At 69.5% G+C, this 26204-nt stretch carries 24 protein-coding genes; 12 read left to right on the forward strand and 12 right to left on the reverse strand.

What is annotated here, in order from left to right; genetic code table 11:
• Nucleotides 1-901: 901 nt before the first annotated feature.
• The 4 genes from PK606_RS12955 to sucC all read right to left on the reverse strand — a co-directional run bounded on the left by PK606_RS12955 (nucleotide 902) and on the right by sucC (nucleotide 6306).
• The gene (locus PK606_RS12955) at nucleotides 902-3211 is read right to left on the reverse strand and encodes a CHASE2 domain-containing protein (protein WP_324564592.1); all 2310 of its coding nucleotides are present in this window, start codon (nucleotides 3209-3211) and stop codon (nucleotides 902-904) included.
• Between the two features lie 186 nt (nucleotides 3212-3397).
• Nucleotides 3398-4117 carry a TerC family protein gene (locus PK606_RS12960; protein ID WP_324564594.1) on the reverse strand — a complete coding sequence of 240 codons (720 nt, stop codon included), beginning with the start codon at nucleotides 4115-4117 and terminating at the stop codon, nucleotides 3398-3400.
• A 122-nt stretch (nucleotides 4118-4239) separates the two neighbouring features.
• Nucleotides 4240-5133 (reverse strand): succinate--CoA ligase subunit alpha, encoded by an 894-nt coding sequence (gene sucD / locus PK606_RS12965; protein WP_324564595.1) that lies wholly within the window; start codon nucleotides 5131-5133, stop codon nucleotides 4240-4242.
• A gap of 12 nt (nucleotides 5134-5145) precedes the next feature.
• Nucleotides 5146-6306, reverse strand: coding sequence for an ADP-forming succinate--CoA ligase subunit beta (gene sucC / locus PK606_RS12970; protein WP_324564596.1), 1161 nt, complete (start codon nucleotides 6304-6306; stop codon nucleotides 5146-5148).
• 178 nt (nucleotides 6307-6484) lie between these two features.
• On the opposite strand from sucC, the gene argC reads away from it, so the two are divergent.
• Nucleotides 6485-7408: an N-acetyl-gamma-glutamyl-phosphate reductase gene (gene argC, locus PK606_RS12975; protein ID WP_324564597.1), complete on the forward strand. Its 924-nt coding sequence runs from the start codon at nucleotides 6485-6487 to the stop codon at nucleotides 7406-7408.
• A gap of 165 nt (nucleotides 7409-7573) precedes the next feature.
• Nucleotides 7574-8476, forward strand: coding sequence for a dihydrodipicolinate synthase family protein (locus PK606_RS12980; RefSeq protein ID WP_324564599.1), 903 nt, complete (start codon nucleotides 7574-7576; stop codon nucleotides 8474-8476).
• A gap of 48 nt (nucleotides 8477-8524) precedes the next feature.
• Here PK606_RS12980 and recX read toward each other — a convergent pair whose 3' ends face one another.
• Together recX and recA are read right to left on the reverse strand one after the other, a co-directional pair.
• Nucleotides 8525-9001, reverse strand: coding sequence for a recombination regulator RecX (gene recX, locus PK606_RS12985; RefSeq protein WP_324564601.1), 477 nt, complete (start codon nucleotides 8999-9001; stop codon nucleotides 8525-8527).
• 438 nt (nucleotides 9002-9439) lie between these two features.
• Nucleotides 9440-10489, reverse strand: coding sequence for a recombinase RecA (recA, locus tag PK606_RS12990; protein ID WP_324564603.1), 1050 nt, complete (start codon nucleotides 10487-10489; stop codon nucleotides 9440-9442).
• A gap of 142 nt (nucleotides 10490-10631) precedes the next feature.
• Between recA and PK606_RS12995 the strand changes: the two genes are divergently transcribed.
• From PK606_RS12995 to PK606_RS13005, 3 genes are all read left to right on the forward strand, one after another.
• The gene (locus PK606_RS12995) at nucleotides 10632-11105 is read left to right on the forward strand and encodes a MarR family winged helix-turn-helix transcriptional regulator (protein WP_324564605.1); all 474 of its coding nucleotides are present in this window, start codon (nucleotides 10632-10634) and stop codon (nucleotides 11103-11105) included.
• A 105-nt stretch (nucleotides 11106-11210) separates the two neighbouring features.
• The gene (locus tag PK606_RS13000; protein WP_324564606.1) at nucleotides 11211-11885 is read left to right on the forward strand and encodes a response regulator; all 675 of its coding nucleotides are present in this window, start codon (nucleotides 11211-11213) and stop codon (nucleotides 11883-11885) included.
• 115 nt (nucleotides 11886-12000) lie between these two features.
• On the forward strand, nucleotides 12001-13455 hold the full coding sequence (locus PK606_RS13005) for a sensor histidine kinase (RefSeq protein WP_324564622.1): 1455 nt from the start codon (nucleotides 12001-12003) through the stop codon (nucleotides 13453-13455).
• Nucleotides 13456-13480: 25 nt separating this feature from the next.
• Here PK606_RS13005 and PK606_RS13010 read toward each other — a convergent pair whose 3' ends face one another.
• From PK606_RS13010 to PK606_RS13025, 4 genes are all read right to left on the reverse strand, one after another.
• Nucleotides 13481-14140: a glutathione S-transferase family protein gene (locus PK606_RS13010; RefSeq protein ID WP_324564608.1), complete on the reverse strand. Its 660-nt coding sequence runs from the start codon at nucleotides 14138-14140 to the stop codon at nucleotides 13481-13483.
• Nucleotides 14141-14215: 75 nt separating this feature from the next.
• A complete protein-coding gene (locus PK606_RS13015; protein ID WP_324564609.1) occupies nucleotides 14216-15160 on the reverse strand; it encodes a hypothetical protein in 945 nt (314 codons plus the stop codon).
• Nucleotides 15160-15945, reverse strand: a complete 786-nt coding sequence (locus tag PK606_RS13020; RefSeq protein ID WP_324564610.1) for a biotin--[acetyl-CoA-carboxylase] ligase — start codon at nucleotides 15943-15945, stop codon at nucleotides 15160-15162. Before PK606_RS13020 ends, PK606_RS13015 begins: the two co-directional genes overlap by 1 nt.
• A 13-nt stretch (nucleotides 15946-15958) precedes the next feature.
• Complete coding sequence (locus tag PK606_RS13025; protein WP_324564611.1) at nucleotides 15959-16516, reverse strand: SET domain-containing protein; 558 nt, start codon at nucleotides 16514-16516, stop codon at nucleotides 15959-15961.
• 76 nt (nucleotides 16517-16592) lie between these two features.
• On the opposite strand from PK606_RS13025, the gene PK606_RS13030 reads away from it, so the two are divergent.
• From PK606_RS13030 to PK606_RS13055, 6 genes are all read left to right on the forward strand, one after another.
• Entirely contained in the window at nucleotides 16593-19526 is a 2934-nt protein-coding gene (locus PK606_RS13030; RefSeq protein WP_324564612.1) for a DNA topoisomerase III, read from the forward strand.
• Between the two features lie 96 nt (nucleotides 19527-19622).
• Nucleotides 19623-20585 (forward strand): patatin-like phospholipase family protein, encoded by a 963-nt coding sequence (locus PK606_RS13035; RefSeq protein WP_324564614.1) that lies wholly within the window; start codon nucleotides 19623-19625, stop codon nucleotides 20583-20585.
• Nucleotides 20586-20670: 85 nt separating this feature from the next.
• Entirely contained in the window at nucleotides 20671-21141 is a 471-nt protein-coding gene (locus tag PK606_RS13040; RefSeq protein WP_324564615.1) for an FKBP-type peptidyl-prolyl cis-trans isomerase, read from the forward strand.
• A 114-nt stretch (nucleotides 21142-21255) separates the two neighbouring features.
• A complete protein-coding gene (locus PK606_RS13045) occupies nucleotides 21256-22500 on the forward strand; it encodes an MFS transporter (protein ID WP_324564616.1) in 1245 nt (414 codons plus the stop codon).
• Between the two features lie 70 nt (nucleotides 22501-22570).
• Entirely contained in the window at nucleotides 22571-22735 is a 165-nt protein-coding gene (locus tag PK606_RS13050) for a hypothetical protein (protein ID WP_324564617.1), read from the forward strand.
• Nucleotides 22736-22775: 40 nt separating this feature from the next.
• Nucleotides 22776-23084 carry a putative signal transducing protein gene (locus PK606_RS13055; RefSeq protein ID WP_324564619.1) on the forward strand — a complete coding sequence of 103 codons (309 nt, stop codon included), beginning with the start codon at nucleotides 22776-22778 and terminating at the stop codon, nucleotides 23082-23084.
• A 21-nt stretch (nucleotides 23085-23105) separates the two neighbouring features.
• Here PK606_RS13055 and PK606_RS13060 read toward each other — a convergent pair whose 3' ends face one another.
• Together PK606_RS13060 and purB are read right to left on the reverse strand one after the other, a co-directional pair.
• Nucleotides 23106-23666 carry a YaeQ family protein gene (locus tag PK606_RS13060; protein WP_324564620.1) on the reverse strand — a complete coding sequence of 187 codons (561 nt, stop codon included), beginning with the start codon at nucleotides 23664-23666 and terminating at the stop codon, nucleotides 23106-23108.
• A gap of 82 nt (nucleotides 23667-23748) precedes the next feature.
• Nucleotides 23749-25155 (reverse strand): adenylosuccinate lyase, encoded by a 1407-nt coding sequence (purB, locus tag PK606_RS13065; protein ID WP_324564621.1) that lies wholly within the window; start codon nucleotides 25153-25155, stop codon nucleotides 23749-23751.
• A 117-nt stretch (nucleotides 25156-25272) separates the two neighbouring features.
• Here purB and PK606_RS13070 point away from each other — a divergent pair, with 117 nt between their 5' ends.
• Complete coding sequence (locus PK606_RS13070; RefSeq protein ID WP_324564623.1) at nucleotides 25273-25896, forward strand: glutathione S-transferase N-terminal domain-containing protein; 624 nt, start codon at nucleotides 25273-25275, stop codon at nucleotides 25894-25896.
• The last annotated feature ends 308 nt before the right edge of the window (nucleotides 25897-26204 follow it).

Consider the following 26204-nt stretch of genomic DNA (forward strand, 5'->3'; position numbering starts at 1 on the left):
CCATCGCAGCACCTTACGCCGGGTGAGGTGTTGCACTTCAGATTTGAGGCCGCCTTGGTAATTGATGTGTGACAAGCGTTTGACTAGTCCGGTGGTGCAGGAGGCACAACCGGCAGGAACAAGCATGCAAGTCTCGTGCCGGAGCCCCATAAGGGGCGCTGATGCACCGATCTGGCTTCAGATCGGCTGACTTGACCCGTGATATGACAATTCTTGTCGAATCAAGAATTGCAACAAGGTGTCATTGCTTGTCACTTGACGAATCCTGGCGGATGATAACTGACGAAAATTGTCGGTTTGGGGGTGGTGGAGGGGTGGCCCCCACCCTGACCCTGCACCAGAGGGAGAGGGAGAAAAACTACCCTCACCCCAACCCTCTCCCGCACGCGGGAGAGGCGGCAATGCAAGGCCAAGCGCAGCGATGGCCCGAGCGGATTCCCATCCCCTCTGGCCGTGCCGAGAAGCGCAGGGCGTGGGGCGGGCGCGGCAGCGCAGCATGCCGCGCTTCGTGCTCTGACTCGCTGCGGTTGTCCGAACGGAGCGGCGTAGCCGCAAAGTGAGTTCCGCAGCGCCGCCCCACGAACGAGCATCGCAGGCTGCCCCGCCGCGAAGCGAAGGGGACACGGCCAGCGGGGTCGCCTTTCTTTTGCCTACTTTTCTTTGGCGAGACAAAGAAAAGTAGGTGCGCCGCCGGGCGCACATCCCGGCCAGCGGCATAACCCACCCCAAAATCCCAGTAAGTCGCAAATATCTAATCTCCCCAGCGATCATGTCGCTTTCCACATCAAAATCCCTGCCGCGATGACCGGCCGCCCCAACCACCACGCCATCGGCAAAGGGCGCAGCGGCCAGCCCCCATCCCAACCTTCCCCCAACGGGGGAAGGAGCCACCAGCCCACCGTCACTTCACATCAAACTCCGCCACCCCATCCCAATTCGGATCCAGCGGCCCGCTCAGGCAATCCGCCACGCGCTCCGCATACAAGCGGTAGAGCGCAAACCCGGGATGCCGCACACGCAACTCCGCCAGCCGCGCCGCGCAGGCCTCGAAGCGGGCGGCGCGCCAGTCGGCCAGCGCCAGCCGCCACAGCGCCAGTTCCTCCTGCAGCGCCGGCGCGCCCTCGCCGGGCGCGGCGGCGCGCACGGTATGGATGCCGACCACCTGGTCCTTGCCCTTGACCCGCACGCGGTCGAGTTCCTGCCACGCGTAATCGGCCGGCGCGGCCTGCTCGGCGGTGGCCTGGCTGGCGACCAGGCGCACGCCGTAGACGCGGGTCAGCGGCTCCAGCCGCGCCGCCAGGTTGACGGCGTCGCCGATCACCGTGTAGGCACGGCGCACGTCAGAGCCCATGTTGCCGACCGACATCAGGCCGCTGTTGAGGCCGATGCCGACCCCCACCGGCGGCAGGCCGGTGGCACGGCGCTCGGCGTTCAGCGCGTCGAGCCGGGCCACGATGTCCTGGGCGGCGGCGACCGCGCGCGCAGCGTGGTCGAGCATCGGCACCGGCGCACCCCAGAACGCCATCACGCTGTCGCCGATGTACTTGTCGATGGTGCCGCCGTGCGCGCGGATAGCCTGGGTGAAGCGGCTCAGCACGTCGTTGAGCAGGGCCTGCACCTCGAGCGGGCCCATGCGCTCGGACAGCGCGGTGAAGTCGTGCAGGTCGCAGAACATCACGGTGAGCTGGGCGGTGCGCGCCTGCATGTCGTAGCGCTCGGGGGTCTGCATCATCTGGCGCACCAGCTCGGGCGGCACGTAGGTGGCGAACTGGCGCGCCAGCCGGCGCCGGCTGCGGATCTCGAACAGGTAGCCGAGCACCATGTTGACCAGCAGCGCGCTCAGCAGCAGCAGCAGCGACGGCGCCAGCGGCAGCACCAGGCCGGCCGCAAACAGCGCGGTGTTGATGGCCACGATGCCGACCAGCAGGCCGAGCACCAGCAGCAGCGCGCCGACCACCGGCAGCAGCGTCAGGCCGAGCACCAGTCCGATGCCGAGCGCCAGCACCCGCAGCGCATCGACCAGCTCGGGGTGCGCCGGCCGCGCTGGCACGCGGCCGTCGAGCATGCCGGACAGCAGGTTGGCATGCACCTCGACGCCGGGAACGGCCTGGCCCACCGGCGTGGCGCGCAGGTCCATCAGGCCCGGCGCGCTGAAGCCCAGCAGCGCGTAGCGGCCGCGCAGGCTGGCGGCCGGCAGCTTGCCTTCGATGACGTCGAGCGCCGGGATGTAGCGGAACGAGCCGCCGTGCGGCCCGGCCGGGCCGCGGTAGGGCACCAGCGCGGCGCCGCGGGCATCGATCGGCACGCGCAGGCCAGCGGCGCCGCCGAGCTGCACGGCCCTGGCACCGCCGGCCAGCGGTGCGTCGTCGGCCCGCAAGCGCAATGGCGCATCATCCAGGCCCTTGCGCAGCGTGGCGAGCGCGAAGGATTCGTACAGCGCGCCGTCGAAGGCCGCCACCAGCGGCACCGAGCGCACCTGCCCGTCCTCGTCGGTGACGGCGTTGATGAAGCCGGCGCCCGAGGTCGCCGCCAGCGCCGCGATGCTGGTGGCGAAGCCGTCCCAGTACAGCAGATCGGGCGGCGGCGAGGCGACAGCTTCCAGCGGCGGCGGCAACCGGCCGCTGCGGCCGCCGTCGCGGTCGCTGGTGAAGTAGTAGCCGAGCACCGTCGGCCCCTTGGACAGCGCGTGCGCCAATGTGGCGTCGTGGTCGAGCCGCGTGCGGTTGCGCGCCAGCCAGTCGGCAAACTCGGGGTCGCCGCGCAGTTCGCCGCGCGCCAGCGCCTGCAGCTGCGCCAGCGGGGAGCGGCCGTCGGGTTCGGCGAACACCAGGTCGAGCCCGAGCGCGGCGACCTGCTGGCGCTCGATCAGCTCGTCGACCAGCCGGGCGATGCGCGAGCGATCCCATGGCCACTGGCCCAGGCGCGCCAGGCTGCGCTCGTCGACGTCGATGATGACCACGCGCTCGTCCAGCGTGTGCGGCATGCTGAAGCGCAGGCGCATGTCGTACAGGCCGGCTTCCAGCTCGCGCACCAGCGGCGACGACCAGATGCCGAGCACCTGCAGCAGCGCCAGCAGCGTCAGCACCCCGGTGGCCAGCACGCGCCAGCGGCGCCGGCGCAGGCGCGTCCAGGCGCGCGCCGGCCAGGGCGGGCGCCTGGTGGAAGAGGCGGTGTGGCTGGTGGAAGAGGCGGTGTGGCTGGTGAACGGCATCGCGTGCCGGATTGTGAACCAGCGCGGGCGGCGTGATGAGGTGCGCTGGGCCGCGCGTCAACGGCCGGGCGCGCGCAGTGTAGGAGGCGAGAGCGGGGCAGGCTCAGCCTGCGCGCCGAGCGGGCATCATGCCGGTTGGCTTTCCACGGTTTCCCTGTTCCTGAACGCGGTACCGTCCCTACCGCATCAGGCCGCCGCGGCCGGTGGCGGCGGGTTGCCGCTGCGGCGGCTGGCCAGCCATTTGCCAATGGCCAGCACCAGCAGCGCGCCGGCCCCGCCCATGGCGTAGTGCACCACCCGGTCCTGCGGGATGTAGGGCACCAGCGCCGGGTCGGTGTGGGCCATGGTGCCGGCGATCCAGCCCAGCAGCATGCCGCCGAGCGTGATGATGATCGGGAAGCGGTCCATCATCTTGAGCACCAGCTGGCTGCCCCAGACGATGATCGGGATGCTGACCAGCAGGCCGAAGATGACCAGCAGCAGCTCGTGCTGCTCGCCCGCGGTCTGCGCGGCACCGGCGATGGCGATCACGTTGTCGACACTCATCACCAGGTCGGCCACGATGATGGTCTTGACCGCGCCCCACAGCTTGTCGCTGCTCTCGATGTTGGCGTGGCCGTCCTCCTCCTGCGGCGCAATCAGCTTGACGCCGATCCACACCAGCAGCAGCGCGCCGACGAACTTGAGGTAGGGAACGGCCAGCAGCGCCAGCGCGAAGGCGATCAGGATCACGCGCAGCACGATGGCGCCGACGGTACCCCAGACGATGCCCTTGAAGCGCTGGTGCGGCGGCAGCCCACGGCAGGCCAGCGCGATCACCACCGCGTTGTCGCCGCCCAGCAGGATGTCGATCATGATGATCTGGCTGACGGCGATCCAGAAATGGGCTGTCATGAACTCTTCCACGCGGTGTCTCGCTTCCTGCTGCTCGGGATGACGGAAATAATACAGCCGGAGACGCGAGCGTCATCCGGCTGTCGGGTGGCGGTGCATCGGCCAGGCCGGCAGGGCCGGCGCCGATGGCGGGCTTACAACAGGCCCTTGAGCAGCTTGCCCATCTCGGACGGGTTGCGCGTGACGGTGAAGCCGCACTCTTCCATGATGGCGAGCTTGGCGTCGGCGGTGTCGGCGCCGCCCGAGATCAGCGCGCCGGCATGGCCCATGCGCTTGCCCGGAGGCGCGGTGACGCCGGCGATGAAGCCGACGATCGGCTTGGTCATGTGGTCCTTGCACCAGCGGGCCGCTTCGGCCTCGTCCGGGCCGCCGATCTCGCCGATCATGATGACGGCGTCGGTGTCGGGGTCGTCGTTGAAGGCCTTCATCACGTCGATGTGCTTGAGGCCGTTGATCGGGTCGCCGCCGATGCCCACGGCGCTCGACTGGCCGATGCCCAGCTCGGTCAGCTGCGCCACGGCCTCGTAGGTCAGCGTGCCGGAGCGGCTGACCACGCCGACGCGGCCGGCCTTGTGGATGTGGCCGGGCATGATGCCGATCTTGATCTCGTCGGGCGTGATGATGCCGGGGCAGTTGGGACCGAGCAGCAGGGTCTTCTTGCCGCCGGCGGCCTCCTTGGCCTTCATCCTGTTGCGCACTTCCAGCATGTCCTTGATCGGGATGCCCTCGGTGATGCAGACCACGAAGTCGAGGTCGGCCTCGACCGCTTCCCAGATCGCTGCGGCGGCGCCCGCCGGCGGCACGTAGATCACGCTGCAGGTGGCGCCGGTTTCCTTGGCCGCCTCTTTCACGGTGGCGAAGATCGGGATGTCGAAGATCGACTCACCGGCCTTCTTCGGGTTCACGCCGGCGACGAAGCAGTTCTTGCCGTTGGCGTATTCCTGGCACTTCTCGGTGTGGAACTGGCCGGTCTTGCCGGTGATGCCCTGGGTGATGACCTTGGTGTTCTTGTTGACGAAGATGGACATGTTCAGGGCTCCTTACTTGACGGCGGCGACGACTTTTTGCGCCGCTTCGGCCATGGTGTCGGCGCTGATGATGGGCAGGCCGCTGTCGGCCAGCATCTTCTTGCCCAGTTCCTCGTTGGTGCCCTTCATGCGCACCACCAGCGGCACCTTCAGGTCGACCGCGCGGCTGGCGGTGATGACGCCGGTGGCGATGGTGTCGCACTTCATGATGCCGCCGAAGATGTTGACCAGGATGGCCTTGACCTTGGGGTTCTTGAGCATGATCTTGAACGCCTCGGTCACCTTCTCGGGCGTGGCGCCGCCACCGACGTCGAGGAAGTTGGCCGGCTCGGCGCCGAACAGCTTGATGGTGTCCATGGTCGCCATGGCCAGGCCGGCGCCGTTGACCAGGCAGCCGATGTTGCCGTCGAGGCTGATGTAGGCGAGGTCGAACTTGCTGGCCTCGATCTCGGCCGCATCCTCCTCGTCGAGGTCGCGCAGGGCGACGATGTCGGGGTGTCGGAACAGAGCGTTGGAGTCGAAGTTGAACTTGGCGTCGAGCGCGATGATGTTGCCCTTGCCGTCGCGGTTCAGCGGGTTGATCTCGACCAGACTGGCGTCGGTCTCCATGTAGCAGGTGTAGAGCTTCTTGAACACGTCGACGGCCTGGGCGGTCGAGTCGGCCGGGATGCCGATGCCGTCAGCCAGCTCCTTGGCCTGCGCATCGGTCATGCCGGCGAGCGGGTCGACGAACACCTTGATGATCTTCTCGGGGTGGCTGTGCGCCACTTCCTCGATGTCCATGCCGCCCTCGCTGGAGGCGATGAAGGCGACCTTCTGCGTCGCGCGGTCGGTGACGACCGAGACGTAGTATTCCTTCTGGATGTCGGCGCCGTCCTCGATGTACAGGCGGCGCACCTTCTGGCCCTCGGGGCCGGTCTGGTGCGTCTTCAGCTGCATGCCGAGGATCTGGTTGGCCAGCGTCTTGACTTCGTCGAGCGACTTGGCGACCTTGACGCCGCCGCCCTTGCCGCGGCCGCCGGCGTGGATCTGCGCCTTGACCACCCACACCGGGCCACCCAGCTTCTGCGCTGCCTCGACGGCCTCTTGAACGGTGAAGGCGGGAATCCCGCGCGGTACGGGCACGCCGAATTGACGCAGGATTTCCTTGCCCTGGTATTCGTGGATCTTCATGAAGTCCCTCTGGAGTTTGGAGTGAACGGCGCGCCGACAATCGCGTGGCGCATCGCGGCGCCGGCGTGACGACGGTGCCGATGCGGGCCGCTGCCCGCGAATGTATCATGGTGCAGCGCACCAATTCTCTCAATGGGGCTTACGTCGGCATGACGCGGCCCGAGGCAAAGGACCCCAGATGGCCAAGGTTTTCATCGACGGCGAAGCCGGCACCACCGGCCTGCAGATTCGCGAGCGGCTGCAGGGCATGGCCGGCGTCGAGCTCATCAGCATTGATCCGGCGCGGCGCAAGGACCCGGAAGCCAAGCGCGAGATCGTCGCCGCGGTCGACCTGGTGATCCTGTGCCTGCACGACGACGCCGCACGCGAGACCGTGGCCATGGTCGATGCGCTGCCGGGCAAAAAGCCGCGCATCATCGACGCCAGCACCGCGCACCGGGTGGCGCCGGACTGGGTCTACGGCTTCGCCGAGCTGGCGCCGGGCCAGCGCGACGCCATCGCCGGAGCCGACCGCGTCGCCAACCCGGGCTGCTACGCCACCGGCGCGATCGCGCTGATCCGCCCGCTGGTCGACGCCGGCCTGCTGCCCAAGGACGCGGCGCTCAGCCTGCCGTCGATCAGCGGCTACTCGGGCGGCGGCCGGCCCATGATCGAGGCCTACGAGGCCGGCCAGGCGCCGGCGCATGAGGCCTATGCGCTCGGACTGGCGCACAAGCACATCCCCGAGATCATGGCCTGCACCGGGTTGACCCGGCGGCCGATCTTCATCCCGGCGGTCGGCAACTTCCGCCAGGGCATGCTGGTGGAGTTGCCGCTGCATCTGGACCTGCTACCCGGCCAGCCCAGGACGGCCGACCTGCAGGCGGTCTACGAACGCCATTACGCGCAGACCAACACGCCGGAGGAATGGGTCAAGGTGCTGCCGGCCAGCGACAGCGGCAAGCTCGACGCGGTGGCGCTGGATGGCCAGGACGGACTGGAGATCCGCGTGTTCGGCAACGACGCGCACCACCACGCGGTGGCGATCGCGCGCCTGGACAACCTCGGCAAGGGCGCCAGCGGCGCGGCGGTGCAGAACCTGAAGCTGATGCTGGGGTTGTAGTCAGGCCTGCCCCCTTTGAGGGGCGCGGGGCGCTCGGCTGCGGGCTCCTTCCCCCTTCTGGGAAATGCACGGATGGGAGCCCGCCCAGTCACCAATGGCATCGGCGCGGCCCCCAACCCCAACCCTCCCCCAACGAGGGAGGTCGTTCAATCACTGGAGACTCCCATGACCAACAAGACCCTGCCCGGCTGGCGCGGCGTCATGCCCTACCTGGTGTCGCCGCTGACGGCCGATGGCAGCGTGGCGACCGAAGTGCTGACGCGCCTGATCGACGACCTGATCGCGGCCGGCGTGCACGGCCTGAGCCCGCTCGGATCGACCGGCGAGTTCGCCTACCTGAACCCGGATCAGCGCCTGGCCGTGGTGCAGGCCAGCGTGGCGGCGGCGCGCGGCCGGGTGCCGGTGATTCCGGGGGTGGCTTCCTGCGCCATTGCCGACGCGGTGGCGCAGGCGCGCGCCTACGAGGCCGCCGGCGCGGACGGCATCCTGGCCATCATGGAAGCCTACTTCCCGGTCGGCGACGAGGGCGTGTACCAGTACTTCAAGGCCATCGCCGAGGCAGTGTCGCTGCCGGTGGTGCTCTACACCAACCCCAACTTCCAGCGCTCGGACCTGAGCCTGCCGGTAATCGAGCGGCTGAGCCAGCTGCCCAACATCGCCTACCTGAAGGACGCGTCCAACAACACCGGGCGGCTGCTGTCGATCATGCAGCGCGTGCAGGGCCGCATGCAGGTGTTCGCCGCCTCGGCGCACATCCCGGCGGCGGTGATGCTGATCGGCGGCGTCGGCTGGATGGCCGGCCCGGCCTGCCTGGTGCCGCGCCAGAGCGTGCGCCTGTACGAGCTGTGCCGGGGCGGGCAGTGGGATGAAGCCATGGCCCTGCAGCGCGAGTTGTGGGCCATCAACCAAGTGTTCGCCAAGTACAACCTCGCCGCCTGCGTGAAGGGCGGACTGCAATTGCAGGGCTATGCCGTCGGCGAGCCGGTGCCACCGCAGGCGCCGCTGTCGGCCGAGGGGCGCGCGGAGGTGGCTGCGCTGCTCACGCGGCTGGGCGCGTTGGGCGCCTGAGGGCGACCCGGCGTTGCCGCGCGCCCGCTGCGCTTTTCCGAACAAGCATCACTCCTCCGGCGACACGTCGGCGTCACGCAACACGCGGCGCACCACCTCGGCTTCGAAGCCACGCGCAGCCAGGAAGCGCATCTGCTTGGCCCGACCAGCGGCATCCTCGGCCGGCGCGCCGAATTTCTTGCACCAGACCTCGCGTGCGCGCTCGAACTCGGTCGCACGCAGGCGGCTGGCGGCGTCGGCCAGCAAGTCCTCGTCCAGGCCCTTGCCACGCAGTTCCTGCAGCACCCGGCTGGTGCCCAGGCGCCCGGCGCGCCGGTGGATCAGCGATTCGGCCACGCGTGCCTCGCTGATGAAGCCCTTGGACACGAGTTCGTCCAGCACCCGCGCCAGCGCGGCGGCTGGGTCGGGCGCGTCTTCCGGCAGATACGGCGCCAGCTTGCGCTCCAGCTCGACGCGCGAGTGCTCGCGCTGGGCCAGCAGGCGCAGGGCGCGTGCCTTGAGTGATGGCGGGCGGGAAGGAATCATGGAATCAGACAGCCTCCACCCCAGTCCTCCCCCAGAGGGGGAGGGAGAAAAACCGGGGCCGAGCGCAGCGATGGCCCGAGCCAGCTTCCCTCCCCTCTGGCCGTGCCGAGAAGCGCAGGGCATGGGGCGGGCGCGGCAGCGCAGCATGCCGCGCTTCGTGATCTGACTCGCCGCAGCTGTCTGAACGCAGCGGCGCAGCCGCGAAGTGAGTTCTGCGGCGCCGCCCCAGGCCCGAGCATCGCAGGTTGCCCCGCAGCGAAGCGAAGGGGACACGGCCAGCGGGGCTGCCTTTTCTTTGCCTACTTTCTTTTGGCGGAGCAAAAGAAAGTAGGTGCGCTGCCGGGCGCACATCCCGGCCAGCCGAATCATCCAACCCCCTACCGTCGGAATCCCTTCGGGGTTCCGACCTAAGGCAATGGCAATGGCGCTGGCGAAGGCTCACGCCTCTTCCACATCGGCTGGCGCCGCTGCGGGTCGCCCGGCGATGCCGAGCGACTCGCGAACACGATTCTCGATCTCCCGAGCCAGATCCGGGTTCTCGCGCAGGAACTCGCGCGCGTTGTCGCGGCCCTGGCCGATCTTCTCGCCGTTGTAGGCGTACCAGGCGCCGGACTTGTCGACCACGCGCGCGGTCACGCCCATGTCGATGATCTCGCCCTCGCGCGAGATGCCCTCGCCGAACAGGATGTCGAACTCGGCCTGCTTGAAGGGCGGGCTGACCTTGTTCTTGACCACCTTGACGCGGGTCTCGTTGCCGATCGCCTGGTCTCCCTTCTTGATGGTGCCGATGCGGCGGATGTCGAGGCGCACCGAGGCGTAGAACTTGAGCGCGTTGCCGCCGGTCGTCGTTTCAGGACTGCCGAACATGACGCCGATCTTCATGCGGATCTGGTTGATGAAGATCACCGTGCAGTTGGTCTTCTTGATGGTGGCCGTGAGCTTGCGCAGCGCCTGGCTCATCAGCCGCGCCTGCAGACCGGGCAGGCTGTCGCCCATCTCGCCCTCGATCTCGGCCTTGGGCGTCAGCGCCGCGACCGAGTCGATCACCACCAGGTCGACGGCGCCCGAACGCACCAGCGAATCGACGATTTCCAGCGCCTGCTCGCCGGTATCGGGCTGGCTGATCAGCATGTCGGACAGGTTGACGCCCAGCTTCTGCGCATAGGCCGTGTCGAGCGCGTGCTCGGCATCGATGAAGGCGCAGGTGCCGCCGAGCTTCTGCATCTCGGCGATGACCTGCAGCGTCAGCGTGGTCTTGCCCGAGCTTTCCGGCCCGTAGATCTCGATCACGCGGCCGCGTGGCAGGCCGCCGACGCCGAGCGCCACGTCGAGCCCGAGCGAGCCGGTAGAGACGACCTGGATGTCCTCGATCGCCTCGCCCTCGCCCAGGCGCATGATGGTGCCCTTGCCGAACTGCTTCTCGATCTGCGCCAATGCGGCCTGCAGAGCCTTGGCTTTCTCGGTCTTGTCGGTGACGGCCATGTCCATGGTTTTCTCCTGTTGAATCAATGGGTTGTCTTGCTGGTGCTGAGGGCGACGACGTCGACCTGGATGCTTGAACAGGACTGTATATCAATCCATTGATTTATGTATAGCCAATTTATGTTCAGTTTGCCTTACTATGTGGCCCATGCTGGAAGACACGGCTGACGACCGCTGGCGCCAGACCCACCTGGGCCGTCTGCTCGGCCACGCCATGCGGCGCTTCGACGAGCGCGTGCTGCAACTGATGGCGGCGAGCGCCGAGGCGCCGCTGGCGCTGTCGAACCTGGCGGCACGCGACAAGGTGGGCGCGGCGCACGTGCACATCACGCGCCATCTGCCGCTGCAGGGCGCGCGCCTGACCGAGCTGGCGCGGCTGGCCGGGATGACCAAGCAGTCGATGGGCAACCTGGTCGACCAGTGCGAGGCCTGGGGGCTGGTGACGCGCCAACCCGACCCGCTTGACGCCCGCGCGCGACTGATCGTGTTCACGCCGCTGGGGCTGGACTGGCTGGCCGCTTTCAAGAGCGCCGTGGCGCAGGCCGAAGCCGAGTTCCGCGCCGCCGTCGGCAACGAGGTGGCCACCGTGGTGACGCTGGGACTGGAAGCCTACGCGCCGTAGGCGCGCCGGCAATAGCCCCACGGCCAACCGTGCGCCGGCCCGCAGCGGCGGCATCCGGCCTAGAATTTCCTCGCGGCACCGACAAGACACAAGAGGAGACACGCCATGCGCATCCTGATTGCCGAAGATGACCAGGTGTTGGCCGACGGGCTGCTGCGTTCGCTGCGCGCGGGAGGCGCGGCGGTGGACCACGTGGCCAGCGGCAGCGAGGCCGACGCCGCGCTGCTGACCAACACCGAGTTCGATCTGCTGATCCTCGACCTGGGTCTGCCCAGGATGCACGGGCTGGAAGTGCTCAAGCGCCTGCGCGCGCGCGGGCAGACGCTGCCGGTGCTGATCCTCACGGCGGCCGACAGCGTCGACGAGCGCGTCAAGGGCCTGGACTACGGCGCCGACGACTACATGGCCAAGCCGTTCGCACTGAGCGAGTTGGAGGCGCGCGTGCGGGCGCTGACGCGGCGCGGCATGGGCGCGGCCACCTCGACCATCAAGCACGGCCCGCTGGAGTACGACCAGGCCGGCCGCGTGGCCAGCATCGACGGCAAGATGGTCGATTTGTCGGCACGCGAACTGGGCCTGCTGGAAGTGCTGCTGCAGCGCTCGGGCCGGCTGGTGAGCAAGGAGCAACTGGTCGAGCGCCTGTGCGAGTGGGGCGAGGAAGTCAGCAACAACGCCATTGAGGTCTACATCCACCGGCTGCGCAAGAAGATCGAGAAGGGCCCGATCCGCATCGCCACGGTGCGCGGGCTGGGGTATTGCCTGGAGAAGATCCCGGGTTGAAGCTGGATGCGAATGACCTCGTGGCCGATGCGACGTCGATGATGAATGACGGCGGGTCCGGCACCATTCGCGCGGCTTGTCGCCGCTCGTAGGCACGCCATCGCCGTCGTTGATCATGGCCGTCAAGCTGTTCCAGCGCACCCAGCGCTCGCTGTTCGGCGAGATCCTGGACTGGATGCTGACGCCGCTGCTGCTGCTGTGGCCGATCAGCCTGGCGCTGACCTGGCTGGTGGCGCAGAACCTGGCCAACAAGCCGTTCGACCGCGCGCTGGTCTACAACGTGCAGGCACTGGCGCAGCTGATCCAGGTCGGGCCGGGCCAGCGCGTGCGCTTCTCGCTGCCGCAGCCGACCAGCGAACTGCTGCGCGCCGACGACGCCGACAACGTTTACTACCAGGTGCTGGGCACGCGCGGCGAGTTCCTCTCTGGCGAGCGCGACCTGCCGGCGCCGCCGAAGCCGGCACCGGCCGCCGCAGCGCCCGACGACGACGAGCCGCACCTGCGCGACGCCGAGTTCCGCGGCCTGCCGGTGCGCATCGCCTGGCTGTGGGTGCACATCGATGACACGCGCGCGCCGGCGCTGGTGCAGGTGGCTGAGACGCGCGAGAAGCGCAGCGTGCTGGCGGCCGAGATCATCAAGGGCGTGATGCTGCCGCAGTTCGTGATCCTGCCGCTGGCGGTGCTGCTGGTGTGGCTGGCGCTGGTGCGCGGCATCAAGCCGCTGTCGGAGCTGGAAAAGCGCATCCGCGCGCGCCGGCCGGATGATCTCTCGCCGCTGGACGAACGCTCGGTACCGCAGGAGGTGGGCCCGCTGGTGGCTTCGGTGAACGACCTGCTGACGCGGCTGAAGGAATCGATCGCGACGCAGAAGCGCTTCCTGGCCGACGCCGCGCACCAGCTCAAGACGCCGCTGGCCGGGCTGCGCATGCAGGCCGACCTGGCGCAGCGGCAGGACCCCAGCGCCGACGACCTGAAGCAGTCGCTCCAGCAGATCGGCCACGCCAGCGTGCGCGCCACCCACACCGTCAACCAGCTGCTGGCGCTGGCGCGCGCGGAGGGCGGCGGCGCGGTGCTGGCGCAGCAGGCCTGCGACATCGTCCAGCTCACCGTCGACGTGGTGCACGACGCGGTGCCGCGCGCGCTGGAGCGGCAGGTCGATCTCGGCTACGAGGGCCCCGAGCCGGGACAGGCGCCGCCGACCGTGCGCGGCAACCCGACGCTGCTGCAGGAGATGATCCGCAACCTGGTCGACAACGCCCTCAACTACGCGCCCTCGACGCCGGACCGGCCCGGCGTCGTCACCGTGCGGATCAGCCACGACCGCTTCAGCCACGCACTGGTGCTGCAGGTGGAGGACAACGGCCCGGGCGTGCCGGCCGGCGAGCAGCAGCGCATCTTCGAGCCGTTCTACCGCGCGCTCGGCACCAACGTCGACGGCTCGGGCCTGGGCCTGCCAATCGTGCGCGAGATCGCCGAGCAGCACGGCGCCGTCGTCGAGTTGACCGACGCCCAGCCCGGCCAGCAGCCGCCCGGTGCCTGCTTCACGGTGCGCTTTCCGGCCGTGTCCTAGCGCCGTCGCTGCGCCCAGCGCGCTTTCAGGCCGGCTTGTACAGGTTCAGCTGCAGGCGCTCACGCTCCATGGTGCGCGCGATCGCCGGCATCTGCGCGGTGCGCTGCACGTGCGCCCACAGCTCGGGAAAGTCCTCCGGATTGACGCCGGCGATGGTGCCCCAGCGCAGCAACGTCAGCGCGTAGGCGTCGAGCGGGCCGCAGCGCACGCCGCTGAGCCAGTCGTTGCCGGCCGCGTTGGCCTTCTTCAGCAGCTCCTGCAACTCGCCCAACAGCGTACGGTAGCTGGCGGTGGCGAAGCGCTTGACCTCGGCCTGCGTGGGCTCGTGGTCGCTGTACTTGTGCGGCATGAACACGTGCGTGAAGGTCGGGTGCACGGTGTTGTTCATCCAGGCCAGGGCCTCGTAGAAGCGCGCGCGCGCCAGCGGATCCTTGGGGATGAAGGCGTTTTCCGGGAACTTGCCGTCGATGTAGGTGATGATGGCCATGATCTGCGTGATCACCTCGTCGCCGTCGGCCAGCACCGGCACCTGGCTGCGCGGGTTGATGGTCTTGTACTCGTCGCCGTACTGCTCGCCCTTGTGCAGTTTCACCGCCACCGGCTCGAAGGTGGCGCCGGCCATCTCCAGCATGGCGTGGGGCACGAACGAGCAGGCGCCGCTGGCGTAGTAGAGCTTCATGGTCATGGGTGGTCTCCTGGTGGGTCGATCTTGGGGTGGTGCAAGCATAGCGCCCCGCATCGAGCGTCGAGAGCTTTCCCGTCAGTCACAGGCGCGCCAGTCGCGCCCGGCCAGCGCGCCATCCAGCGCCCGCACCCGTTGGTCCAGGTCGGCGTCGGCCAGCGGCAACCGGAGCAGGTAGCTCGACGTAGCGCGGCGCTCGGGCACCACGCGGGCGCCGCGCACGCCCTTGCGGCCCAGTTCGGCCAGCGCGCGCTCGGCCGCCGCTTCGCTCGAGAAACGGCCGAGCGACAGGCCGGGCTCCCGCGCCGCGCCCGGCGCATCGGTGTCGATGCCCTGGGCGCGCAGCTCCGCGCGCCGGGTGATGACGATGGCGGCATCGGCCAGCGGGAGGTACACCATCCAGCGGCCGCCCCGCTGCAGCTCATCGATGCGCCAGCTGCCGGCCGGCAGCGCGGCCGCGGTGGCACGCACGCGCGCAAGCTGGTCAGCGTCGAAGGGACCGGTCTGGAGGCAGCGGACCTCGGCGGCCGCGACGGGTGCCGGCGCTACCGGCGGTGCACCAGGCACCGCGGAAGCCGGCGTGCCGGGCAACGTGGATCCTGCAGCCGATCCGGGCATCGCGGATGCACTCGGCGCCGATTCGGAAGCGGGCGCTGCCGGCGGCTCCGATGCGGTGGCGGTCGCGGCTTCCGCAGCGGCGGCAAGCGCGGCCTCGGCTGCGGCGGTGGCGGCCGGCGGCGCATCGGTGGCCGAAGCCGGCTCGGCCGCCGAGGCGACCGGATCCGCCGGGCTGACCGCAGCCGACGCCGCCGGTTCCGATTCGGACGCCGGCGCCGCAGGAGCGGCCGGCGGCAACGCCAACGGCGCCTGCCATTGCAAGGCCTCCGGCCGCACTTGGCGCTGCAGCCGCTCCGGCTCGGCCTGCCGCGTCGGGCCCCAGCCGAGCGGCTGCAGCCAGCCCTGCGACCAGGCCAGCCAGCCCAGGTTGGCCAGCAACAGGGCGACGATCCAGCGGCCGAGCATCAGGCCGGCCCCATCGGGCGCACGCTGACTTCGGCGCTGTGCACGGTGCGCGGGCCGGCCGCCGTTTCGACCCGCAGCGCGCCCATCGCATCGACGCCCTGGGCGATCCCTTCGGTGCCGTCGGACAGGCGCACCGCCTGTCCGGCCAGCGCATCACGTGCGTTGAAGCGCGCGACCAGCGGCGCGAAGCCCTGCTGCTCGAAGGCGCCAAGCGCCTGCGCCAGCGGCGCCGCGATGCGCAGCAGGGCGCCCGGCGCGTCGATTTCCGGCAGCAGCGCCTGCAGCCAGCCGGGCGGCGTGCGGAAGCCCGGGTCGGCCAGCGGTGCGATGTTGATGCCGACGCCCACCACCACGAAGCGCGCCGCACCGGATGCGCCGGCGCCGGCGGTCTCGACCAGGATGCCGGCCAGCTTGCGGTCGTGCCACCACAGGTCGTTCGGCCACTTGAGCTGGATCTCGGCGTGCAGCGCCTCGGCAATCGCCAGGCCGACGGCCAGCGACAGGCCCGACCAGTCGCCGCGCGGCGCCAGCGGCAGGCCCAGCGAAAAACTCAGGGCGCTGCCCAGGCCGCCGCCCTGCCAGTCGCGCCCCAGGCGGCCGCGGCCGGCACTCTGCGTCTCGGCCACCAGCAGGGTCGGCGCCAGCACGCCGGCGCGGGCGCGGCGCATCAGCTCGCTGTTGCTGGAATCGATCTCCGCCAGCACCTCGACGGCGGCGCCCGGCACCCAGGGCGTCAGCGCGTCGGTCAGCGCCGTCACGGGCCAGGGCAGGGCGGGCGCGCGCATCGGTTGCGCCGCCTCAGGCCTTGCGGCTGCGGGCGCGCGGCTTCTGCGGATTCTTCTTGCGCTTCTTCTCTGCGGTCCGGTCCTCTGCGCTGTCCAGGTCGCTCGACAGCAGGGTGCCGCGGCAGTTGCGGCTGCCGCAACGGCAGGGGTAGTCGGCCTTCAGCTCGGGCGTGAGCGGCTCGTCGATCACCAGGCCGTAGTCGTAGTTCAGCTCCTCGCCGGCCTTGATCCGGCGCCGCGAGGTGATGAAGATGCGCCCCTCGTCCACGTCGGCCTCGCAGTTGGGCGCGCAGGAATGGTTGATCCAGCGCGCCGCGTTGCCGCCGTACAGCGCGTCGATGACGTGCGCATCGTCGATGTGGAAATAGAAGGTGTGGTTCGGGTCCTCGGGATCGTGCGGGTGGCGGCGCTGCGCCTCGTCCCAGCTGATCACTTCACCGGTGTATTCGATGATGCGCTCGCCCTTGGGGATGTCGACCAGGGCGAACACCCCCTTGCCGTGCACGCCCGAGCGCCGGACCTGGATGCGGCGGCCATTGGCGGGCGCTGCGGTAGGGGAATTGAGCGGCACGGGAAAATTTTGCTATGTTGAATTCGTACGTATGCGCGCGTGTGCGCGCGAGGACAGCGGATTCTAAAGACAGCCCATGAAGACCCTGGTCATCGCTGAAAAACCTTCGGTCGCGCAGGACATCGTGCGCGCCCTGACCCCCGTCGCCGGCAAGTTCGACAAGCACGACGAGCATTTCGAGAACGAGCGCTATGTCGTCACCAGCGCCGTCGGCCACCTGGTCGAGATCCAGGCACCCGAGCAGTACGACGTCAAGCGCGGCAAGTGGAGCTTCGCGCACCTGCCGGTGATCCCGCCGCATTTCGAGCTCAAGCCCGTCGACAAGACAAGAACGCGCCTGAACGCCGTAGTCAGACAAGCGCGGCGCAAGGACGTCGACCGGCTCATCAACGCCTGCGACGCCGGGCGCGAGGGCGAACTGATCTTCCGCCTGATCGCGCAGTACGCATTCGAGGGCAAGCACAGCCCGAAACCGGTGCAGCGCCTGTGGCTGCAGAGCATGACGCCGCAGGCGATCCGCGACGGCTTCGACAACCTGCGCAGCGACGAGCAGATGCAAGGCCTGCACGATGCCGCGCGCAGCCGTTCGGAGGCCGACTGGCTGGTCGGCATCAACGGCACGCGCGCCATGACGGCCTTCAACTCGCGCGACGGCGGGTTCTTTCTGACCACCGTCGGCCGCGTGCAGACGCCGACGCTGGCGGTGGTGGTCGAGCGTGAGGAGCAGATCCGCCGCCACGTCAAGCGCGACTACTGGGAAGTGCATGCCGGCTTTCTGGCCGAAGCCGGCGAATACACCGGCAAGTGGTTCGACCCGGCCTGGAAGAAGGACGCGGAAGACGCCGAGAAGCGCGCCGACCGCGTTTGGACCGTCGCCGAGGCGCAGGCCATCGCCGATGCCGTGCGCGGCAAGGCCTGCAGCGTCAGCGAGGAATCTAAGCCCAGCACGCAGGCCAGCCCGCTGCTGTTCGACCTGACCAGCCTGCAGCGCGAGGCCAACGGCCGGTTCGGCTTCTCGGCCAAGACCACGCTGGCGCTGGCGCAAAGCCTGTACGAGAAGCACAAGGCGCTGACCTACCCGCGCACCGACTCGCGCTGGCTGCCCGAGGACTACCTGCGGGTGGCGCGCCAGACCTTCGAGATGCTGGCCGGCAGCCCCATGCCCCACCTGGCGCCGCATGCGAGAAAGGCGCTGCAGGTGGGCTACGTCAAGCCGAGCAAGCGCATCTTCGACAACAGCAAGGTGTCGGACCACTTCGCCATCATCCCGACGCTGCAGGCGCCGGGCCATCTGTCGGATGCCGAGCAGAAGCTCTACGACCTGGTGGTGCGCCGCTTCATGGCGGTGTTCTACCCCAGCGCCGAGTACCAGGTGACCACCCGCGTGACCACGGCCAGCCACGAGGGCAAAAGCTACAGTTTCCAGAGCAACGGCAAGGTGCTGGTGCGCCCCGGCTGGCTGGCCATCTACGGCAAGGAAGCCGATGCCGAGATGGAGAAGAAGGAGGGCGAGCAGTCCAAGTCGCTGGTGCCGGTGAAGCCCGGCGAGCTGGTGCGCAACGAATCGGTCGAGCCCAGGGCGCTGCAGACGCGACCACCGGCACGCTACTCGGAGGCCACGCTGCTGGGCGCGATGGAAGGCGCCGGCAAGTGGATCGAGGACGACGAACTGCGCGAGGCCATGCAGGAGAAGGGCCTGGGCACGCCGGCCACGCGCGCCGCCATCATCGAGGGCCTGCTGAGCGAGAAATACCTGCTGCGCGAGGGCCGCGAACTGATCCCGACCGCCAAGGCGTTCCAGCTGATGACCCTGCTGCGCGGCCTGCAGGTGGAGGAACTCAGCAAGCCGGCGCTGACCGGCGACTGGGAATACAAGCTGGCGCAGATGGAAAAGGGCCAGCTCTCGCGCGACAGCTTCATGCAGCAGATCGCCGCCATGACCGAGCGCATCGTGCGCAAGGCCAAGGAGTACGACCGCGACACCATTCCGGGCGACTACGCCACGCTGCAGACCGCCTGCCCGAACTGCGGCGGCGTGGTGAAGGAGAACTACCGCCGCTTCGCCTGCACCGGCGCCGAGGGCGACAGCGACAACGCCGGCTGCGGCTTCTCCTTCACCAAGACGCCGGCCGGCCGCACCTTCGCGGTCGAGGAGGCTGAACAGTTCCTGCGCGAGCACCGGATCGGCCCGCTGGAGGGCTTCCGCAGCAAGGCCGGCTGGCCCTTCGTGGCCGAGCTGACGCTGGTGAAGGACGAGGAATCCGGCAACTACAAGCTCGAGTTCGACTTCGGCGACGACGCCAAGGCCGAAGCCACGGGCGAGATCGTCGACCTGTCGGGCCAGCCCAGCCTGGGGCCGTGTCCCAAGTGCGGCGCCGCCGTCAAGGCCTTCGGCAAGAGCTACGTCTGCGAGCGCAGCGTGCCGACGCACAGCCACCCGCAGCCGACCTGCGACTTCAAGAGTGGCCAGGTGATCCTGCAGCAGCCGGTCGAGCCCGAGCAGATGAGAAAGCTCTTGCAGGACGGCAAGACCGACCTGCTCGACAAGTTCGTCAGCATGCGCACGCGCCGCGCCTTCAAGGCGCGGCTGGCCTGGAGCGCCGAGGAAGGCAAGGTTGGCTTCGAGTTCGAGCCGCGCGAAGGCGCGCGCAAGTACCCGCCGCGCAAGACCGCCGCCGCGCCCGCCAAGGCGGCTGCCAAGGCCAGCGCATCGACCAGGACGGCGGCAAAGAAGAAGGCGCCCGCCAGGAAAACCGCCGCCAAGGCCGAGAAGACGCCGCGCGCCGGCAACCTGCAACCCAGTCCGCAACTCGCCGCCGTCATCGGCAACGGCCCGTTCGGCCGCGGCGAGGTCATGAAGCTGCTGTGGGACTACATCAAGGCACACGACTTGCAGGATCCCAAGGACAAGCGCACCATCGTCGCCGACGACAAGCTGAAAGCCGTGTTCGGCGCCGACAGCGTGGGCATGTTCAAGCTGGCGGGCATCGCCGGGCAGCACCTGAGCTAGAGCATCCGGACACCCGTTTGGAACACGCGCCATGATCAAGACGGCCTGCCCCGAGTACCCGCCACGGACGGGCCGGACCACCATGGCGAGCACCTGATGGCCCCGCTCCGCCGCCCGCTCATCGGCCTCGCCCTCGGCAGCGGCTCGGCGCGCGGCTGGGCCCACATCGGCGTGCTGCGCACGCTGCTCGAGGCCGGCGTGCGGCCCGACGTGGTGGCCGGCGCATCGGTGGGCGCCATCGTCGGCGCCGCCTACGCCGCCGGCGAACTGGATCGCTTCGAGGCCTGGGTACGCGGCATGGATCGCCGCACCGTGGTGTCCTACATGGACTTCAACCTCGGCGGCGGCATGCTCAAGGGCGAGCGGCTGATGGGCATGCTGCGCACGCACCTGGGCGAGCGGCCGATCGAGGACTTGGCCACGCGCTTTGCCGCCGTCGCCACCGCGCTGCACAGCGGCGACGAGGTCTGGCTGCGCCAGGGCCCGGTGGCCGACGCGGTGCGGGCCTCGTTCGCGCTGCCGGGCCTGTTCACGCCGGTGTGGCGCGACGGCCGCCTGCTGGTCGATGGCGGCCTGGTGAATCCGGTGCCGGTGTCGCTGGCACGCGCCCTCGGCGCCGACGCGGTGATTGCGGTGGATCTCAACAACGACATGCTGGGCCGCAGCTTCCACGCCGAGGCCAGCGAGCCGGAGGCCTGGCGCGGCGGCGCCTGGATGCAGTCTCTGCAGCAGGGCCTGAGCGCCTGGTGGCCGCACGCCGATCAGGACGCCACCGGCCCCGACACCGAGGCGGCGCAACCGCGGCCGCCACCGCTGCCTTCGCTGCGCAACGTGATCGCCACCAGCATCCACGTGATGCAGGTGCGCATCACGCGCAGCCGCATGGCGGGCGACCCGCCCGAGGCGGTGATCGCGCCGCGGCTGGGGCACCTGGGCCTGCTGGACTTCCACCGCGCCGCCGAAGCCATCGACGCCGGTCGCGCCGCCGCCGCCGAGGTGCTGCCACTGCTGCGCCTGCGTGGACTGTGCCCGCCGCCGGACGCGCCGGCCGACGCCTGATGGCGCGGCCCGCCGCTGCGCGCGTCAGCGCGAACCTGTCACACTCGCCGCATTGACCCGCTACCGACCCCGACCAGAGCACCCCATGAACATCAGCAAGGACACCGCCGTCACCATCGCCTACCGGATGACCGACCTCAAGGGCAAGCCGCTCGGCGCCGGCACCACGGCCTACCTGCACGGCGGCTACGACAACATCTTCGGCCCGGTCGAGGCCGCGCTGGAAGGTCAGGGCGTGGGCCACCAGGTGACGCTGGAGCTGAGCGCCGCCGAAGCCTTCGGCGAGCGTGACGAGGCGCTGGTGCGCACCATTCCCAGGACCGAGTTCCCGCCCGGCGTCAAGGTCGGCGGCCAGTTGCAGAGCGTCGGTCCGGACGGCGCGCCGCAGGTCTACAACGTGGTCAAGATCAAGGGGCCCGAAGTGCACCTGGACGGCAACCACCCGCTGGCCGGGCAGGCGCTGCGCTTTGCTGCCACCGTGAAGGCGGTGCGCGCGGCCACTGCCGAGGAGCTCGCGCACGGCCATGTGCATGGCGCGCATGGGCACCAGCACTGAGAAGGCGTGAACGCCCCGTCAGGAACCGCACCCGCCGATCAGCGCTGAGCCGGTACACCACACGCCGCATGCGCGACTGCGCCGGCGCGCCTTCTGCGTTACGCTCCGCCGCCGATGCCCAGCCCGTCCGCCCTGCCGCCCGCCACCACGCTGATGCCGCTGCGGCAGGCCTGGGCCATGCTGCTGGCGCTGGCCTGCGCCTTCACGCTGAGCCAGGCGTTCCGCACCGTGGCGGCGATCATGGGGCCGCCGCTGGCCAGCCAGCTGCAGCTGTCGCCGCAGCAGCTGGGCCTGTGGGCGGCGGCGTTCCACTTCGCCTTCGGCGTCATGCAGCTGGTGATGGGCATCTCGCTCGACCTGTTCGGCGTGCGGCGCACCATCCTGGCGGCGTTCCCGATGGCGATCGCCGGCGCCGTGCTGTCCTCGCAGGCCGACAGCTACGCCATGCTGATGCTGGGCCAGATGCTGATCGGCACCGGCTGCGCGCCGGCGTTCCTGGTCTGCACGGTGTTCATCGCGCGGCATTTCCGCGCCGACCGCTTCACCGCCGTCTCGGGCCTGGTGCTGAGCATCGGCAGCATCGGCCTGCTGGCCACGGCGACGCCGCTGGCCTGGCTGATCGAGGCCAGTTCCTGGCGCTGGGGCTTTGGCGCGCTGACCCTGGCCGGCGTGCTGGCCTGGGCGGTGATCTGGTGGCAGGTGCATGAACCCGCGCAGCCGGCCACCACGCAGGCCGCGGGCGCACCGTCGCCACTGGCCGCGCTGCGCGAACTGTTCAGCCTGTTCCGGCTGCCGCACACGCTTGGCCTGGTGGCCTACGCGGCGGTCGCCTACGCCGGCTTCATCACCGTGCGCGGCCTGTGGCTGGGCCCGCTGCTGGTCGAGCGTCACGGCTTCAGCCTGGTGCAGAGCGGCCACGTGGCGCTGACGATGACGCTGGCCAGCATGGTCAGCCCGACCATTTTCGGCCGGCTCGATCCGGGCGGCGCGCGCCGCGTCAAATGGCTGCTGGTCTTCGCGCTCATCGCCGCGCTGGTGGTCGGCACCATGGGCCTGCTGCAGCTGGCCTGGGTCGACGTAGCGCTGGCGGTGACCTACGGCCTGCTGTCGGGCTACGGCGTGCTGCAGTACGGCTACGTGCGCGACGCCTACCCCGAGGCGGTGCGCGGCCGGGCGCTGTCGCTGTTCACCATGGCCATGTTCCTGGGCATCTCGCTGATGCAGTGGGCCAGCGGCCTGGCCGCCAGCCTGGCGCCACTGGCCGGCGTCGAGCCGTTCAGCGCCGCGCTGCTGACCATGTCGGCGATGCTGATGCTGGGCGCGCTGGCGTTCTGGAAGCTGCCGCGCGCCGCGATCTGAACGCCACGCACACGGCGAAGGCGGCATACTGGGCCCGTTGAGGCTTCAGCCTCGTTCACAGGAGTTCACCATGCGCACCTTGCTTGCCCGCCTTGCCATGCTGGCCGCGCTGGGCGTTGCGCCCGGCCTGAGCGGCTGCAGCGGCGTGCCGGTGCACAGCGACGCTGCGAACGCCCAGCCCGGTGTCACCGTCTACGGCAGCGCGGATGTCGGCTGGGGCCGCGTCGGCCGCTGAGCGCACCCGCCACCCGCGCATTCATCGCCGTCGATCGCCGATGCGCCGTCTGACCCGCGCCCCCAATGCCGCCATCGCCCAGGTCTGGGCCGACCTGCTGTGCGAGGCCGGCTACCCGGCCACGGTGGAACGCTGGTTCCTGTCCAGCGCGGCCGGCGAGTTGCCGCCCGACCAGTGCCTGCCGGAAATCTGGCTGCGCCACGCCGAGCACGAGTCTGCCGCACGCCAGCTGCTGGCCAACCTGGAGCGCCTGCCGCAGCGGCGCTGGTACTGCCCGAACTGCGGTGAGCTGGTCGAAGGCGGGTTCGAGCAATGCTGGGCCTGCGGCGCGTTGATGCCACGCGACTGAAGCCGGCAGCGAGGGCAGTGGCTACTTCCAGCGCTGCGGCTCGATCGACACGCTGCCGTGCGCGCCCGACAGGCTCAGCAGGCCATCGTGCAGCGTCGCCTGCAGTTGCATGCTGCGCTGGGCCAGGCCAGCCAGGGCCTGCGCATCGGCGGCGGGCAGGCGCCAGACGCTGAGCCGGTCCAGGCGCGCGAGCCTGCCTTCGATGCCGCGCCACCACACCTCGGCCGCCGGGCCATAGGCGTAGACGATCACGGCGTCGGCTTTCGAGCAGGCCTTGGCGAGCGACTTGTCGTCGGGCTGCCCGACCTCGATCCACAGACGGATGCGGCCGGTGAAGTCGGTCAGCAGCACATCGGGCTCATCGGGGCTCGACAGGCCGGCGCCGAAGCCGATGCGGGCGTCGCCGCCGCACAGGTCCTGCACCTGATGCGCGTTCACCGCCAGTGCCGCCAGGCGCACCATCATGCGCTCGTCGGTCTCGCTGGGGTGGCGCGCCAGCGTCAGCGCATGGTCGGCGTAGCAGCCGTGGTCGATGTCGGCCACGGCCAGCTCGGCCTTGAAGATGGTGGATTTCAGGGCCATCCCGGTGCCTCGCATTCAGAATGCGCTCGCACCCCACACGCAGCGTCGGGCAACGGCCCGAAACGCCTGACAAGCCGCCAGCTCACGCGCGCCGGGCCAGTTCGGCCGCCTTGCCGAGGTAGCTGGCGGGGGTGAGCGTCAGCAGGCGCTCCTTCTCGGCCGGCGGTATCTCCAGCGACCTGATCAGCCCGTGCAGCGCCTCGCGCGTCACCGCCTGGCCGCGCGTGACGTCCTTGAGCTTCTCGTAGGCACCCGGCACGCCGAAACGCCGCATCACGGTCTGGATCGGCTCGGCCAGCACTTCCCAGGCGGCATCGAGGTCGGCGGCCAGCGCGGCCTCGTTCAGTTCCAGCTTGTTCAGCCCGATCAGCAGCGACTGGTAGGCCAGCACCGCGTAACCCAGCGCCACGCCCATGTTGCGCAGCACCGTGCTGTCGGTGAGGTCGCGCTGCCAGCGGCTGATCGGCAGCTTCTCGCTCAAGTGGCGCAGCACCGTATTGGCCAGCCCGAGGTTGCCCTCGGCGTTCTCGAAGTCGATCGGGTTGACCTTGTGCGGCATGGTCGACGAGCCGATCTCGCCCGCCCGGGTCTTCTGCTTGAAGTAGCCGAGCGAGATGTAGCCCCAGACGTCGCGCGCCAGGTCGATCAGGATGGTGTTGGCGCGGGCCACGGCGTCGAACAGCTCGGCCATGTAATCGTGCGGTTCGATCTGGATGCTGTAGGGCTGGAACGCGAGGCCGAGCCCGAAGGGGCGATTGGCGTCGTCGCCCGGCGCCAGCTCGGGCGCCTCGACCACGCAGCGCGCGAAGGTCTCCCAGTCGAAGTCCGGCCATGCCGACAGGTGGGCGTTGTAGTTGCCGACGGCGCCGTTCATCTTGGCCAGCAGCCTGACGTCTGCTATTGCGGCGCGCGCCGCCACCAGGCGCACCACCACGTTGGCCAGTTCCTTGCCCACGGTGGTCGGGCTCGCGGTCTGGCCGTGCGTGCGGCTCAGCATCGGCACGGCGGCATGCTGGTGCGCCAGATCGCGCAACCTGGCGATCACGGCATCCAGCGCCGGCAGCAGCACCTGGTCGCGCCCGGCCTTCAGCTGCAGCGCATGGCTGGTGTTGTTGATGTCCTCGCTGGTGCAGGCGAAGTGGACGAATTCGGCCGCAGCCTGCAGTTCGGGCTGGCCCTCGAACTTCGACTTGATCCAGTATTCGACCGCCTTGACGTCGTGGTTGGTGGTCTTCTCGATGTCCTTGATGGCCTGGCCGTCGGCCGGCGAGAAGCCGTGCAGCAGGGTCGTGAGGTAAGCGCGCGCTTGCGGCGGCAGCGGCTTGAACTCGTCAAAGCCGGCATCCGACAGCGCCACGAACCAGGTCAGCTCGACCTGCACGCGGCGCTGCATGTAGCCCAGTTCGCTCATGATCGGGCGCAGGGCGGCGAGCTTGCCGGCATAGCGGCCGTCGAGCGGGGAAACGGCGGTCAACGGGGTCAGTTCCATGCCGAAATTGTAGGCAAGGGCAGACGGGCGATGGATCGCCCACCCGGATCGGCCACGGAGCGCGCGCGGCCCCGACCTAGAATGCACTCAGCAACCACTCACCTTCCCCACATCATGCTGCGCTTGATCGGTGCGCCGACCAGTCCCTACGTGCGCAAGGTTCGCGTCGTGCTGGCCGAGAAGAAGCTGGATTACCAGTTCCTGCAGGAAGACGTCTGGGCCGCCGACACGCAGATCGGCGCCTCCAACCCGCTCGGCAAGGTACCCTGCCTGGTGATGGAAGGACAGGATGCGGTGTTCGATTCACGCGTCATCGCCGAATACCTCGACTCGCTGTCACCGGTCGGCAAGCTGATACCGAGCGCCGGGCGCCAGCGCGTGGAAGTCAAGACCTGGGAAGCGCTGGCCGACGGCCTGCTCGACGCCGCCATCCTGGCGCGGCTGGAAAACACCTGGCCCGGCCGCGCCGAAGGCGAGCGCTGCGCCGCCTGGATCGAGCGCCAGATGCAGAAGGTGGATGCCGCCTTGCTCGCCATGAGCCGCGGCCTGGCCGACAAGCCGTGGTGCGCCACCGGCATTCACCTGACGCTGGCCGACATCGCCGTCGGCTGCGCACTGGGCTACCTGGATTTCCGCTTCCCCGAACTGGACTGGCGCAGCCGGCACGCCAATCTGGCGCAGTTGCTGGACCAGCACCTGATGCAACGCCCCAGCTTCTCGGAGACGGTGCCGCCGGCCTGAGCGACGGGCCGGCGGACTTGACCGCCTTGAAAGCAAACGCGCCGCCGGGGCTGGGCCCAAGCGGCGCGTTCAGAATAAAAAAGCTGCCGAAGCGACCTGAAACGAAGGAGGAGGAGGGAGGGAGGAGGAAGTGCGCTTCAGGTTTTCAACGGGCGTGGAGCCGGCTGGCTCGGCAGCGTGAAGTTTATCTGGTGGAGTCCATTCCAATCATCACGCTCCGTCAGAGCGGCGCTTGACGGCGAAAGTTCCCAGGCCGCTGCGCGCGATCGGTAAAGAACTGTGAAGCCGGGGCATGGCCTCCTCGGCGC

This window comes from Ottowia sp. (genome assembly GCF_035444425.1).
Classification (GTDB): Bacteria; Pseudomonadota; Gammaproteobacteria; order Burkholderiales; family Burkholderiaceae_C; genus Ottowia.

Excerpts from the sequence above, each read along its gene's own strand:
- PK606_RS12955 (WP_324564592.1), bottom strand. The coding sequence starts at position 3,211 with ATGCCGTTCACCAGCCACACCGCCTCTTCCACCAGCCACACCGCCTCT.
- sucD (WP_324564595.1), bottom strand. The coding sequence starts at position 5,133 with ATGTCCATCTTCGTCAACAAGAACACCAAGGTCATCACCCAGGGCATC.
- sucC (WP_324564596.1), bottom strand. The coding sequence starts at position 6,306 with ATGAAGATCCACGAATACCAGGGCAAGGAAATCCTGCGTCAATTCGGC.
- argC (WP_324564597.1), top strand. The coding sequence starts at position 6,485 with ATGGCCAAGGTTTTCATCGACGGCGAAGCCGGCACCACCGGCCTGCAG.
- PK606_RS12980 (WP_324564599.1), top strand. The coding sequence starts at position 7,574 with ATGACCAACAAGACCCTGCCCGGCTGGCGCGGCGTCATGCCCTACCTG.
- recX (WP_324564601.1), bottom strand. The coding sequence starts at position 9,001 with ATGATTCCTTCCCGCCCGCCATCACTCAAGGCACGCGCCCTGCGCCTG.
- recA (WP_324564603.1), bottom strand. The coding sequence starts at position 10,489 with ATGGACATGGCCGTCACCGACAAGACCGAGAAAGCCAAGGCTCTGCAG.
- PK606_RS12995 (WP_324564605.1), top strand. The coding sequence starts at position 10,632 with ATGCTGGAAGACACGGCTGACGACCGCTGGCGCCAGACCCACCTGGGC.
- PK606_RS13000 (WP_324564606.1), top strand. The coding sequence starts at position 11,211 with ATGCGCATCCTGATTGCCGAAGATGACCAGGTGTTGGCCGACGGGCTG.
- PK606_RS13005 (WP_324564622.1), top strand. The coding sequence starts at position 12,001 with ATGGCCGTCAAGCTGTTCCAGCGCACCCAGCGCTCGCTGTTCGGCGAG.
- PK606_RS13010 (WP_324564608.1), bottom strand. The coding sequence starts at position 14,140 with ATGACCATGAAGCTCTACTACGCCAGCGGCGCCTGCTCGTTCGTGCCC.
- PK606_RS13015 (WP_324564609.1), bottom strand. The coding sequence starts at position 15,160 with ATGCTCGGCCGCTGGATCGTCGCCCTGTTGCTGGCCAACCTGGGCTGG.
- PK606_RS13020 (WP_324564610.1), bottom strand. The coding sequence starts at position 15,945 with ATGCGCGCGCCCGCCCTGCCCTGGCCCGTGACGGCGCTGACCGACGCG.
- PK606_RS13030 (WP_324564612.1), top strand. The coding sequence starts at position 16,593 with ATGAAGACCCTGGTCATCGCTGAAAAACCTTCGGTCGCGCAGGACATC.
- PK606_RS13035 (WP_324564614.1), top strand. The coding sequence starts at position 19,623 with ATGGCCCCGCTCCGCCGCCCGCTCATCGGCCTCGCCCTCGGCAGCGGC.
- PK606_RS13040 (WP_324564615.1), top strand. The coding sequence starts at position 20,671 with ATGAACATCAGCAAGGACACCGCCGTCACCATCGCCTACCGGATGACC.
- PK606_RS13045 (WP_324564616.1), top strand. The coding sequence starts at position 21,256 with ATGCCCAGCCCGTCCGCCCTGCCGCCCGCCACCACGCTGATGCCGCTG.
- PK606_RS13050 (WP_324564617.1), top strand. The coding sequence starts at position 22,571 with ATGCGCACCTTGCTTGCCCGCCTTGCCATGCTGGCCGCGCTGGGCGTT.
- PK606_RS13055 (WP_324564619.1), top strand. The coding sequence starts at position 22,776 with ATGCGCCGTCTGACCCGCGCCCCCAATGCCGCCATCGCCCAGGTCTGG.
- PK606_RS13060 (WP_324564620.1), bottom strand. The coding sequence starts at position 23,666 with ATGGCCCTGAAATCCACCATCTTCAAGGCCGAGCTGGCCGTGGCCGAC.
- purB (WP_324564621.1), bottom strand. The coding sequence starts at position 25,155 with ATGGAACTGACCCCGTTGACCGCCGTTTCCCCGCTCGACGGCCGCTAT.